The sequence below is a fragment of the Bradyrhizobium liaoningense genome (assembly GCF_018130825.1).
Lineage (GTDB): Bacteria > Pseudomonadota > Alphaproteobacteria > Rhizobiales > Xanthobacteraceae > Bradyrhizobium > Bradyrhizobium liaoningense_B.
On sequence record NZ_JAFCJS010000002.1, the window covers coordinates 587541 to 599923 of the forward strand.

The following is a 12383-nucleotide window of genomic DNA, read 5'->3' on the forward strand; positions in this document are numbered from 1 at the left end:
GCATGAGCTTGATCGTGTGGCTCTCGCTTTAGCTCCGCGAGGCGCTCACCAATATCCGCGGTAATAGGGCCGGTAGTAGCCATAGCGAGGGCCATAATACGGACGATAGACCCGATAGCCATAATAGCGGGGACGCGCGTAGTAGCCGCCATAGCCGTAGCTCGGTCCATAGCCGTAGCCGCCGTAATAGGCCGGCGCGTAACCATAGCCGTAGCCCGGATATCCATAGCCGCCATAATACGGTCCGCCGCCATAATAGCCGTAGCCGTAGGGCGCGCTGCTGGCGATGGCGCCGCCGATGATCGCGCCGGCCGCGAGGGCGCCGATACCAAAGCCCCAGCCGCCACCCCAGCCGCGGCCGCGCCAATAGACCTGCGTGACATCATCGCCGACGGCCGCTTTCATGGCCGCGACATTGGTCGGCAGCGGGGCTGCTGCGGCTTGGCCGATTTGGCCGGCCATGACCGCGCCCGCCAGTGAACAGACAATTGCCGTTGTCCAGATCCTCATCGTCTTGCTCCCTGTCTGACGTTTCGCTTGGAAAAGGATCGCAGGCCCATGATCGGGCAACGTTGCGCCAAGTCAAAGCCTCGATTTTGCGTGCGGCGCACAAGAGAGCGGGTGCATGCCTCAATTGTGGTCAGCGGGATCGCGACGATATGACACCGATGCGACGGCGCCGGGTCCCGGCGACCACGGCAAAGCATTAAGCTTCCCGCGCGTTCGCAACCAACAACCATCTTCCTGATTTACTATTCGTACCGTTACTATCGGTTCCAATGGTGCGCGGCCGGGAGGCATCTCGCGACGCGGCAGAGACGTGTGGGGAGGATGACATGAGTGCCGTGGGTAATGAGCCGCTCGCGCGTCAGGCGCTGGCGTTCGTCCTGGCTGGTGGACGCGGCAGCCGGCTGCTGGAGCTGACCGATCGGCGCGCCAAGCCCGCGGTCTATTTCGGCGGCAAGTCCCGCATCATCGATTTCGCGCTGTCGAACGCCGTGAATTCCGGCATCCGCCGCATCGCGGTCGCCACCCAGTACAAGGCGCACAGCCTGATCCGGCACCTCCAGATGGGCTGGAATTTCTTCCGCCCCGAGCGCAACGAGAGTTTTGACATCCTGCCCGCGAGCCAGCGCGTCTCCGAGAACATGTGGTATGTCGGCACGGCGGACGCGATCTACCAGAACATCGACATCATCGAGTCGCACAATGCCCGCTTCATCGTCGTGCTGGCCGGCGACCACATCTACAAGATGGATTACGAGGTGATGCTGCGCCAGCACGTCGACAGCGGCGCCGACGTCACCGTCGGCTGCCTGGAAATGCCGCGCGCGGAATCCTCGGGCTTCGGCATCATGCACATCGACGAGAACGGCTGGATCCAGCAATTCCTCGAGAAGCCGAAAGATCCGCCCCCGATGCCGGGCAAGCCGGACGTCTCGCTCGCCAGCATGGGCATCTACGTGTTCGACTCGAAATTCCTGTTCGACCAGCTCAAGCGCGACGCCGAAGACCCGAACTCGAACCACGATTTCGGCAAGGACATCATTCCCTACATCGTCAAGAACGGCCGCGCGATCGCGCACCAGTTCTCGACGTCATGCGTCCGCTCCGGCAGCGACGAGCGCGCCTACTGGCGCGACGTCGGCACGGTCGACGCCTATTGGGCCGCCAATATCGACCTCACCGACGTGGTACCGGAGCTCGACCTGTTCGACCGCGCCTGGCCGATCTGGTCCTATGCGGAGATCACCCCGCCGGCGAAATTCGTCCATGACGAGGAGAGCCGGCGCGGCCAGGCCGTGAGCTCGCTGGTCTCCGGCGGCTGCATCATCTCCGGCGCCTCGCTGCGCCGCTCGCTGCTGTTCACCGGCGTGCGCATCAACTCCTACGCCAATGTCGAGAACGCCGTGATCATGCCTTATGTCAATGTCGGGCGCGGCGCACGACTGAAGAATGTCGTGATCGACCGCGGCGTCGAGATTCCCGAGGGCCTCGTCGTCGGCGAGGATCCCGAGATCGATGCCAAGCGTTTCCGCACCACCGAGCAGGGCATCTCGCTGATCACCCAGCCGATGATCGACAGGCTCAATACATGACGCCTGTTCGCGTCCTCGCGGTCGCCTCTGAAGTCTACCCCATCGTCAAGACCGGCGGCCTCGCGGATGTCGCCGGTGCGCTGCCGCTTGCGCTGAAGGCGCATGGCGTCGAGATGCGCACCTTGATGCCGGGCTATCCCGGCGTGATGCGGCTGCTTGCGAGCGCAGAGGAAGTCCGGCGCTGGCCGGACTATTTCGGCGGACCGGGCCGGCTGCTCGCCGGCTCCCATGACGGGCTCGACCTGTTCGTGCTCGACGTGCCGCATCTCTACGCGCGGCCGGGCAACCCTTACGTCACCGCCGAGGGCGTCGACTGGCCGGACAACGGCGTGCGCTTTGCGGCGCTGTCGCGCGTCGCGGCCGATATCGGCTATGGCCTCGTGCCGGCGTTCCTGCCTGATGTCGTGCATGCCCATGACTGGCAGGCCGGGCTCGCGCCGGCCTACCTCCACTATGACAACCGCCCGCGTCCGGGCACCGTGATGACCATCCACAACATGGCCTATCAAGGCAAGTTCGCGCGCGAGCTGATCGGCGCGATCGGCCTGCCGTGGAGCTCCTTCGACGTCAACGGCCTCGAATATTTCGGCGGCATCAGCTTCCTCAAGGCCGGCCTGCAATTCGCCGATCGCATCACCACGGTGTCGCCGACCTACGCCCATGAAATCCAGAGCGACGAAGGCGGCATGGGGCTCGGCGGCCTGTTGCGCGCACGCGCGGGCGCATTGAGCGGCATCCTCAACGGCATCGACACCGAGGTGTGGAATCCGCAAACCGATCCGCACATCGCCTATCGCTTCGGCGCGGAGGACCTGACGTTCCGCGCGGCGAACAAGGCGGTGCTGCAGCAGCAGTTCAATCTCGATTCCTCGGACGAAGCGCCGCTGCTCGGCGTCATCAGCCGCCTGTCCTGGCAGAAGGGGCTCGATCTCCTGCTCGAGGCCATTCCGACCATCTTGCGTGAAGGCATGCAGCTCGCGCTGCTCGGCAGCGGCGACCGCGATCTCCAGGACCGCTATCAGGCCGCGGCCCGCGCCAATCCCGGCCGGATCGGCGTCGTGATCGGCTATGACGAGATTTTGGCGCATCTGATCCAGGCCGGCTCGGACGCGCTTCTGGTGCCGTCGCGGTTCGAGCCGTGCGGCCTGACCCAGCTCTGCGCGCTGCGCTATGGCGCGGTGCCGATCGTGTCACGCGTCGGCGGCCTCGAGGATACCATCGTCGATATCGGCGAAGCCGACAGATCGGGACGCGATGCGACCGGCTTCAAGTTCGGCCCGGTGACGGCGGATGCCTTCGCCGGCACGCTGCGCAAGGCCAACACCACCTTCCACGACAAGACGACCTGGCGGCGGCTGCAGCGAAGCGGGCTTGCGACCGACGTCTCCTGGCGCAACCGCGCCGGCGACTATGCCGCGCTCTATCGCGATCTCGTGGCGGCCCGCGCTTGAGGCATGACGTCGAATCCATGCTATAGAGCGCGCATGGACCCGCTATTGATCAAGCTGATCGGCTTTGCCGCCGCCACCTGCACCACCGTGGCCTACGCGCCGCAAGCCATCAAGGTGTGGAAGACCCGCTCCACCGGCGACATCTCGCTCGGCATGTTCCTGGTCATGGTGCTGGGCCTGGCGCTCTGGCTCATCTACGGCCTGCTCTCGGGCGATGGCCCGCTGATCGCCTCGAACGCCGTCACCATGCTGCTCGCCGGCGGCATTCTGGTGATGAAGCTGCGATACGGTTAGGATGCGTAGGGTGGATTAGCCCACGGGCTGCGCAAAGCGCAGTGCGTGGGCGTAATCCACCACCTTCATTGCCGCCCGATGGTGGATTACGCTGCGCTAATCCACCCTACTATTCATCCAAACACATACGACGCCATCGCGACGTTCGCGACCTCGTCGACGAAGACGCGCTTGCCGATATCCTTGCCGGCGGCGCCGGCGGCCACCATCAGCGGCAGCAGATGGTCCTCGCGCGGATGCGCAAGGCGTGCGCTCGGTGCGTTCTCCCAATCGACCAGCATCGCGTTGCGGCGCGCCGCATCGGGATTGCTGATCGCCTCGTTCAGATAGGCCTCGAAATCGTACGAGGCGGGCTTGGACTCCGGCCGGTTGAAGCCGCGCATGTTGTGATAGGTGAGCCCGCTGCCGACGATCAAAATGCCCTCGTCGCGCAGCGATGCGATCGCCTCCCCGGCCTTGATGTGCTCGGCCGCATCGTAGCTCGACTTCAGCGACAAGAGCACGATCGGCATGTCGGCGTTCGGATACATCAGGCCGAGCGGCACGAACGTGCCGTGGTCAAAACCCTGATTGGGATCTTCCCGGCAATCGAGGCCCACGTGCTTGAGCAGCGCCCTCACTTCCGCGGCAAGCTCCGGCTTGCCCGGCGCCGGATATTTGATGTGATAGGTATGCTCGGGGAAACCGTAATAGTCATAGACCATCGGCGGATGCGCCGAGGTCGACACGGTGAAGGCGTCGGCCTCCCAATGCCCGGTGATGACGAGCACGGCCTTCGGCCGTTCCGCCAGAAGCTGCGGCAGGCGGCCGAACTCCTCGGCGGTCCTGGCATATTGCACCCGCCGGTCCTCCATGAACGGCCAGGGGCCGCCGCCATGCGACAGGAAGAGGGTCGGAAATCGCGTCATGAGAATCACGTCCTGGGCAAAGGCTCGGCTCAAAGGCAACATATGCGCGTGGCGGTCCCACGCGACCGGCGGCGAGCATAGGCAAACCCGTATGGTTAGCAAGTCGTTAACGATTTGCCTTCCAAAATCCCCGCCGTGGCCGAAGGAGTCGGCCAGAAGACGAGGACGTGAGATGAGGAAGTTTGCGCTGGGGGACGTCGTCAACAGTGACAAGGGCCGCCGCGGCGTCGTTCGCGCCGCCTTCAAGTCGCGCGAAGGCCAGCAGTTCTATGCCGTCGAGAAGGACGGCGCGATGGACTATCTCGAGGAAAACCGGCTAAGCCCGGCGCCGCGCGTCGAACTCGCGGCTTAACTCCAACTCATTTCTTACTCTCATCGGCGAACCGGTCGAGGCGCTCCGCGAAGGGGTCGTCTCCGCTCGCGGTGCGATCGTTCGCGATCAGCAGCAGGCGGTCGCGGTCTGCGGCCGCGTCCCAATGCGGCAGGTCCGGGCCGTTGGGATCGCCGCTCTTTGCGAAATTGATCCAGTAGGCGCGCACGCGGCTTACGACCTCGCGATCGCGCCGCGACAGGATACCCGCACCGGGCACGCCTTCCGCGCCGAAGATGAATTGCAGCTCGCGTCCGTGACCGCCCTCGGGATTGGTTCGCCGCGCCTCCGGCACATAGGCGAAGCGATAGCGATAGGTCGGCGCGCCGGTCGCGGCATGCAGGCGCGCCAGCAGCCTCACCGGCTCGGAGAAGACCTTGTCGGTGTAGACTTGGGCTGCAAGGTCCGACGGCTTGTCGAGGTCGGGATAGAGCTTGCGCAGCTGCTCGGGTGTCGCGCCTGACGATGTAAGCGCCTCCGCGACCTCCGGCTCACTGTCGAAACCCGTCTCGTCATCGTTGGAGCCGATGATCAGGGGAATCCGCCCTTCATGTCCCGCCGCAAAGCCTGCGGCAATGTCCTCCGTCACGAGGCTTCCATCGATCGCGGGCGCGAAGCCGTGCGGAGATTTTGCGAGCAGCTTGCTTTCGGCCGCAAGCAGCCGCGCCGGCGCGCTTCCGCGCGGGTCGGTGCCATCCTGCCCGAGCGTCGCGACCAACTGCAGGCCCCAGGCCTCTGCCTCCTGCCGGGAGCGCAAGCGCACGCGGCCGGGCAGCGATTGCAGGATGGCTTTCTGAAACAGGTCACGCGCCTCGCCGCACAGCATCAACAACGCGATCGATGTCGCACCCGCGCCACTTCCGAACAGCGTGACGTTGCCGGCATCGCCACCGAACGCCGCGATGTTGTCGTGCACCCAGCGCAGCGCCGCGATCTGGTCCATCAGTCCGTAATTTCCGGAGCCGCCTTCCGACAGCGCGGAATGGGTGAGCCAGCCGAACACGCCGAGACGATAGTTCACGGTGACCACGATGAGGCCGGCCTGCGCGAGCCTCGCGCCATCGAACAGCGGATCGTTGGCGGTGCCGCCGACAAAGGCGCCGTCATGGATGAACACCATCACCGGCAGCGGGCCGTCGACGCCGAACGGACGAAACACGTTGAGCGTGAGGCAATCCTCGCGCGCCCCGGAGAGCGACGGTTGAAGGCACGGTGCACCGTACTCATAGGCCGTGCGCATCTCCGAACTTTCCACGGTCGCCGCCGGCGGACGCCAGCGCAGCGGACCGACCGGCGGGGCCGCATAAGCCAGTCCCTTGAAGAAGGCCACCTCGCCTTCGACGCCGCCGAGCATCTGGCCCTCGCGCGTCAGCGCGAACGGAAACTGCCCGACCGGCTGGGCTGCGGCCGGGTCAGCGAGGCAAAGGAATCCGGAAGCCGTAACGAGCGCAAGCAGGGACCGCATCTTGGGATCTCGATGCGCGGGAGATTTCCTGCAAAGTTATGTCCGCGCACACCGCCGAGGCAAGCCTCACGGATCGCAGCTAACCGCCCTTCGCAATGATCTCCGCCAGTGCCCGCCGCGCGATGATGCCGAGTTCACCGAGGGTGGAGTGTCCCGACTGCGCCGCCTCGATCAGGCGCTCGGCGATGAACCTGCGGCTGTCATGATCGCCGCCATGCGGCAATTGACGGCACGTCTCTTCCAGGACGACGTCCATGTTGGCTTTGGTCCGCTCACTCAACTCTGTCATGACGCCCGGCCGGCACGCGTGGCTTGTAACCGCAAGCATACACAGAGGGATCAGGCATGATTAGCCCGGACAATCACGGCCATTGTGCATCGCGATGCGTGCAGTGGAGCAACGTTCGCGCCGCCACGGTGAAGCCGCAAACGACTACCGAGGATTGCACTTGGTCTGATGACAAGCCGAGCCTGCAGGACTAGCCTGCCGGCAAAACAAAACGCACGGGAGGAAATGCCATGCCTGAAGCTATGGTTGCTGCGCGTGAGTCCAAAGCGGCAAGTGGAACAGCAGAGCAGGTCGACGTCGCCGTGGTCGGCGCCGGGTTTGCCGGTCTTTATCTTCTCCATCGCCTGCGCAAGGCAGGCCTCTCGGCCGTCGCCCTCGAAGAAGCCGGCGATGTCGGGGGAACCTGGTACTGGAACCGGTATCCCGGCGCGCGCTGCGATATCCAGACCATCGACTACAGCTACACCTTCGATCCCGACCTCGAGGCGGCCTGGACCTGGTCGGAGAAATACGCGACCCAGCCCGAGATCCTGCGCTATCTCGGCTTCGTCGCCGACCGCTACGATCTGCGCCGCGACATCCGCTTCAAGACAAAAGTCACCGAAGCCAGATGGGACGAGGCGGCCGAACGCTGGCAGCTCACCACCGACAACGGCGCGCCCGTCTCCTGCCGCCATTACATCATGGCCACCGGCTGTCTCTCCGCGCCCAAGCCGCCGGAGATCGACGGCGTCAAGGATTTCAAGGGCGAGGTCTATTTTACCGGGCGCTGGCCGCATGACGGCGTCAATCTCGCGGGCAAACGCGTCGCCGTGATCGGCACGGGCTCGTCGGCGATCCAGTCGATCCCGCTGATCGCCGAGCAGGCCGCGCATCTCACCGTGTTCCAGCGCACGCCGAATTTTGCGCTGCCGGCGCACAACGGTCCGGCGCCGGCAGACCGCATGGGCCTGCTGCAAGGCGACCGCGCGGCCTATCGCGAGCAGGCGCGCCAATCGATGGCCGGCGTGCCCTATCCGCAGCAGACGGTCGTGAGCTGGCAGTTGAGCGATGCCGAGCGTCGTGAGCGGTTCGAACGGGCCTGGGCCGCCGGCGACCTCGTCCACATCCTGACGCAGCTCTGGGCCGACCAGGCCGTCGATGTCGACGGCAACAAGATCGTCCAGGACCTGATCCGCGAGAAGATCCGCGCCGCCGTCAAGGATCCCGAGACCGCCGCGGCGCTCACGCCGCACGATCATCCCTTCGGCGCCAAGCGTCCCTGTCTCGACACCAATTACTACGCCACCTACAACCGGCCGAACGTCACGCTGGTCAATCTGCGGCAGGAGCCGATCAAGGCGATCACCGCGAGCGGCATCTTCACGAACGGCCGCAGTTTCGACGTCGACGTCATCGTGTTCGCGACCGGCTTCGACGCCATGACCGGCGCGATCCGCGCCGTGCATCCGATCAGCGGGCGCGGCGGCAAGTCGCTCACCGACGTCTGGGCGCAGGGGCCGCAGACCTATCTCGGGCTCACGGTGGAAGGCTTCCCGAACTTCTTCATGATCACCGGGCCCGGCAGCCCGTCGGTGCTGTCGAACATGGCGGTGTCGATCGAGCAGCATGTCGACTGGGTCGTCGACAGGCTGGCCGCATTGCGCGACGCCGGCTTCTCGACGATGGAGCCGACAGAGACGGCGCAGGCCGCCTGGGGCCGGCACATGGCCGACTGCTCGATGCTGACGCTGCACCGGCTCGCCAACACCTGGTACACGGGCGCCAACGTGCCCGGCAAGGTGCAGGGCCTGATGCCATATACAGGCGGCGTCGGCCCCTATCGCAGCATCTGCGACGAGGTGGTCAGCCGCGGCATGCTCGGCTTCAGGCTCACCGGCCCCGATGGCACCGCGCAATGCAATGACGGCGAGGTGGTGCGCCTGCAGCCGGACGTACGGCTGGTACTGAACCTGCTGGCAACGCTCAACCTGCCGCCGATCGAGTCGATGGGCGCGGGAGGGGCGCGCGCCTTCGTCAACGAGTTCAACAAGAGCCGTCCCGCCGGACGGCCGATCGGCGAGATCGTCGACGGCACCCTGCCCGGTGCCGATGGTCCGCTGCCCTATCGTGTCTACAAGCCCGCAACAGCAGGACCGCATCCGGTCGTGGTCTATTTCCACGGCGGCGGCTGGGTGCTCGGCGACGAGCAGTCGGACGAGCCGTTCTGCCGCGACATGGCGCGCAGGACGGGCATGATGTTCGTCAGCGTCGGCTATCGTCACGCGCCGGAGCATCGCTTCCCGGCTGCGGCGGAAGACGGCTATGCGGCCACGCGCTGGATCGCCGAGCACGCCGCCGAGCTCGGCGGCAGGCCGGGGCCGGTGCTGGTCGCCGGCTGGAGCGCCGGTGGCAACATCGCCGCCGTCACCTGCCAGCTCGCGCGCGACCGCGGCGGGCCCGAGATTGCGGGCCAGTTGCTGATCTGCCCGGTCACCGACTGCAGCTTCGATCGCCCCTCCTACAACGACAATGCGACCGCCTATTTCCTGACGCGCTCGCTGATGAACTGGTTCTGGGACCTCTATTGCTCGCCGGCGGACCGCACCGATCCGCGCGTCTCGCCGCTGCGCGGCAAGGTCGAAGGCTTGCCACCGGCCTTCGTCGTCACCTGCGAGTTCGATCCGCTGCGCGACGAGGGCATCGCCTATGCCGAGGCGATGCAGGCTGCCGGCGTCCCAGTCGAGCAACTCAAGGCGCGCGGCCATTTCCACTCGTCCTTCACGATGGTCGACGTGGTGATCACGGGCGCGCCGGGCCGCGGGCAGATGGCCGAAGCCTTGCGGCGGTTCGCCGGACTTCCGCCGGAGGTCAGCAGCACCGACGAGCGCAGCCACGGTCACACGAGCCCGGGGCACAAGATCGCGGCGGCTGCGAGCTGAGCTGCAACGGATCGGCGGGCTAAAGCATGATCCGGAAAAGTGCGCAGCGGTTTTCCGAAAAGATCATGCTCCAACAACAACCTAAAGCGCGATCATCGCGCTTTAGGGCTGGTGCTCCGGCAACAACAGCGAAGCCGCGATGAGGCCGCCCGCCGATCCAAATGCCGCAAGGAGCCAAGGCCACATGTAGCCGGCAGCCGTTCCTTCGTCCGGCAGCGTTGCGCCAAGCGCCGCGATACCCAGTGCAAATCCGCCCTGGCGCATGACCACGGTGACCGCCGAGGCCATGCCCGTCTGCGCCGGAGGCACCAACGCGACGATGGCGCCCGACAGTTGCGGATGCGCGAGTACTGCGCCAAGGCCGATCAGCAGCATGCCGATGGCTGCCGCGGCGAGAATGACGCCCATGTTCGGGAGCCAACCGCTCGCCGCCAGCACCAGAACGAGATCGCCTGCCAGCAGCACCAGCATCGCTGTTGCGAACAGCCCGCGCCAGCCCCAGCGCTTCGCCAGGCGGGCGCCATAGGGCGGCAGCACGAGCATCGGCAATGTCGCGGACAGCAATGCGACGCCAACCGACGGACCCGTCCAGCCGAACGCCGCACGCAGGAACGGCGGCAGGTAGACGAGGACAGCCCAGTATCCGATGGATAAGGCAACCAGCACCAACGAAATGCCGGCCATGACCGGCCGACCAAATACAGCCGGGTCGAAAATCGGCGCTGGCCGGCGCCGCTGCTGGATCCCGAAGATGACGAACAGGCACACACTTCCCCCGAGACCAACCGCAATCCAGGCCGGTGCTGCACGCCCCATCAGCAGGCTCTCGATCGCAATACCAAGAGCGAGCGTGAGAAGAACGACGCCGCTCCAATCCAACGGACGGCCGGCGGGATCGCGCGACTCTGCGACCAACCTTGGAACGGCGAGAATGACGAGCAAGCAAAGCGGGATGTTGGCCAGGAAGATCCAGCGCCACCCGATCCAGCTCGACACCAGCCCGCCGAGCGTCGGCCCCAGCGCCATGGCGATACCCGAGATCACGCCCATGATCGCAAATGCACGGGCGCGCTCGTCAGGCCTGGCATAGGTGCTCGCGAGCAGCGCGATGCCTCCGGTAATGACGAACGCTGCACCAAGGCCCTGGACTGCGCGGGCCGCCCATAGCTCCGGACCTCCCGCTGCAACACCGCAAGCGATCGAGCCGGCCAGGAACAAGATGTTGCCGCCAAGCAGGGCTCGTCGTCGTCCATACTTGTCGGCCAGCGCGCCTGCAGCGAGCAATCCGCCGGTGAAAGCCAGGCTATAGGCGTCCATGATCCATGCATAGGCGGCAGCGCCAAAACCGAGTTCAGCCGCCATGGCCGGCATCGCAACGACAACCCCCGTTACGTCGAATTGCGTCAAGAAAGCCGCCATGCCGAGCGCCGAGGCAGGCAACAGGTCGCGCCAGCGGCGCTGCTGCTTATGGAGGTCGGATTCGGCCATCGTTGTCCCATCGTGAAGGCGTCTGCCCGATATGCGCGCGCGCGGGTGCTCCGCGCCAATGCGACGTGTTCACATCACCATGAAAATAATTCATAATGATGCAATGCGCTCATTTCCTCCATTCGACGGCCTGATTGCTTTCGAGGCTGCGCTGCGACATGCGAGTGTCACTCGTGCCTCGGCGGAGCTCGGGCTCACGCAGAGCGCGGTCAGCCATCGCCTCCGCAAGCTCGAGGATTTTGTCGGCATGCCCCTGCTCGTTCGGCAGCCGAGCGGCTTGAGCGCCACACCCGCCGGCATAGCCCTGTCGAACGAGTTGGCGGGCCTGCTCGACAGGATGGCCGATTTTCGTGCGCTGTGCCGCGCCGCCGCGCCGCCTCCGGCCTTGAGAGTGGGCGTCGGCGCAGCGCTCGCCGATTACTGGCTCGTGCGTCGCTTGCCCGAGTTTGCGGAAGCCTGTCCCGGCATACCGGTCGAATTGGTCATTATCCAAGGCGATGGACACGTGAGGTCGGCCGATCTCGATGTGAAGGTGCTGTGGCAGCCGGCGGCCGGCCTGAGGCCAACGTCTACACAGCGCCTGCTATTCCGCGAACAAGTGTACCCTGTCTGCCACCCGCGCCTGCTGCCGGGTCGGAGGCCACTGACCGACGTGACGCGACTGAGATCATTGCCGCTCCTGCACAAGGGCCGAGCCGGCGAAGACAGCGGAGCCGAGTGGTCATGGACGACCTGGTTCGAACGATTGGGCCTCGGCCGTCCCCCGCCTGCGGAGATACGGTTTGCGACAATAGCCACCGCCATAGCCGCCGCCCTGGCGGGTAACGGGATCGTGCTCGCGCGCTCGCTGCTGGTTCGGGATGCGATCAGGGATGGCAGGCTGCTGCGCGTGCTTCCGCCGTCGTGGGATTTGCCATCAAGCAAGACCCAAATTGTCCACTGGGCCCCGGCCATGGCGAATGACGCCCGGGTGAAGGCGTTCGTCAATTGGATATTGCAGCTTCCAAAAACTCCCGGCGATTGAGCGCCAATCCCTGCGACAGAGGCCTTGCGACGGAGCAGCCGGGAACCAATTCCCGGCTGCCGCGTTGTCTGGCC

11 protein-coding genes are annotated in these 12383 nt (G+C 65.6%); 6 read left to right on the forward strand and 5 right to left on the reverse strand.

The features are described from left to right. Positions 1-45 precede the first annotated feature (45 nt). The gene (locus JQ603_RS11165; RefSeq protein ID WP_212339451.1) at positions 46-510 is read right to left on the reverse strand and encodes a hypothetical protein; all 465 of its coding nucleotides are present in this window, start codon (positions 508-510) and stop codon (positions 46-48) included. Positions 511-836: 326 nt separating this feature from the next. Between JQ603_RS11165 and glgC the strand changes: the two genes are divergently transcribed. Genes glgC through JQ603_RS11180 form a run of 3 tightly spaced genes read left to right on the forward strand, consistent with a single transcriptional unit; the run spans position 837 to position 3844 of the window. Beyond that, positions 837-2099 carry a glucose-1-phosphate adenylyltransferase gene (glgC, locus tag JQ603_RS11170; RefSeq protein ID WP_212339454.1) on the forward strand — a complete coding sequence of 421 codons (1263 nt, stop codon included), beginning with the start codon at positions 837-839 and terminating at the stop codon, positions 2097-2099. After that, the gene (gene glgA / locus JQ603_RS11175; protein WP_212339458.1) at positions 2096-3550 is read left to right on the forward strand and encodes a glycogen synthase GlgA; all 1455 of its coding nucleotides are present in this window, start codon (positions 2096-2098) and stop codon (positions 3548-3550) included. The genes glgC and glgA overlap by 4 nt, the downstream gene beginning before the upstream one ends. A gap of 33 nt (positions 3551-3583) precedes the next feature. Next, on the forward strand, positions 3584-3844 hold the full coding sequence (locus JQ603_RS11180; RefSeq protein WP_018640800.1) for a SemiSWEET transporter: 261 nt from the start codon (positions 3584-3586) through the stop codon (positions 3842-3844). 113 nt (positions 3845-3957) lie between these two features. Here JQ603_RS11180 and JQ603_RS11185 read toward each other — a convergent pair whose 3' ends face one another. Next, the gene (locus tag JQ603_RS11185) at positions 3958-4752 is read right to left on the reverse strand and encodes a DODA-type extradiol aromatic ring-opening family dioxygenase (protein ID WP_212339459.1); all 795 of its coding nucleotides are present in this window, start codon (positions 4750-4752) and stop codon (positions 3958-3960) included. Positions 4753-4924: 172 nt separating this feature from the next. Here JQ603_RS11185 and JQ603_RS11190 point away from each other — a divergent pair, with 172 nt between their 5' ends. Beyond that, the gene (locus JQ603_RS11190; protein WP_212339460.1) at positions 4925-5104 is read left to right on the forward strand and encodes a hypothetical protein; all 180 of its coding nucleotides are present in this window, start codon (positions 4925-4927) and stop codon (positions 5102-5104) included. 7 nt (positions 5105-5111) lie between these two features. On the opposite strand, the gene JQ603_RS11195 is transcribed toward JQ603_RS11190, so the two are convergent. Continuing rightward, positions 5112-6587, reverse strand: coding sequence for a carboxylesterase/lipase family protein (locus JQ603_RS11195; protein ID WP_212339461.1), 1476 nt, complete (start codon positions 6585-6587; stop codon positions 5112-5114). Between the two features lie 79 nt (positions 6588-6666). Beyond that, complete coding sequence (locus JQ603_RS11200) at positions 6667-6915, reverse strand: hypothetical protein (RefSeq protein ID WP_212339463.1); 249 nt, start codon at positions 6913-6915, stop codon at positions 6667-6669. A 191-nt stretch (positions 6916-7106) separates the two neighbouring features. On the opposite strand from JQ603_RS11200, the gene JQ603_RS11205 reads away from it, so the two are divergent. Further along, positions 7107-9797 (forward strand): flavin-containing monooxygenase, encoded by a 2691-nt coding sequence (locus JQ603_RS11205; protein ID WP_212339467.1) that lies wholly within the window; start codon positions 7107-7109, stop codon positions 9795-9797. A gap of 102 nt (positions 9798-9899) precedes the next feature. Here JQ603_RS11205 and JQ603_RS11210 read toward each other — a convergent pair whose 3' ends face one another. Then, on the reverse strand, positions 9900-11285 hold the full coding sequence (locus JQ603_RS11210) for an MFS transporter (RefSeq protein ID WP_212339469.1): 1386 nt from the start codon (positions 11283-11285) through the stop codon (positions 9900-9902). A gap of 58 nt (positions 11286-11343) precedes the next feature. Here JQ603_RS11210 and JQ603_RS11215 point away from each other — a divergent pair, with 58 nt between their 5' ends. Further along, entirely contained in the window at positions 11344-12309 is a 966-nt protein-coding gene (locus JQ603_RS11215; protein WP_245003549.1) for a LysR substrate-binding domain-containing protein, read from the forward strand. Positions 12310-12383 lie beyond the last annotated feature (74 nt).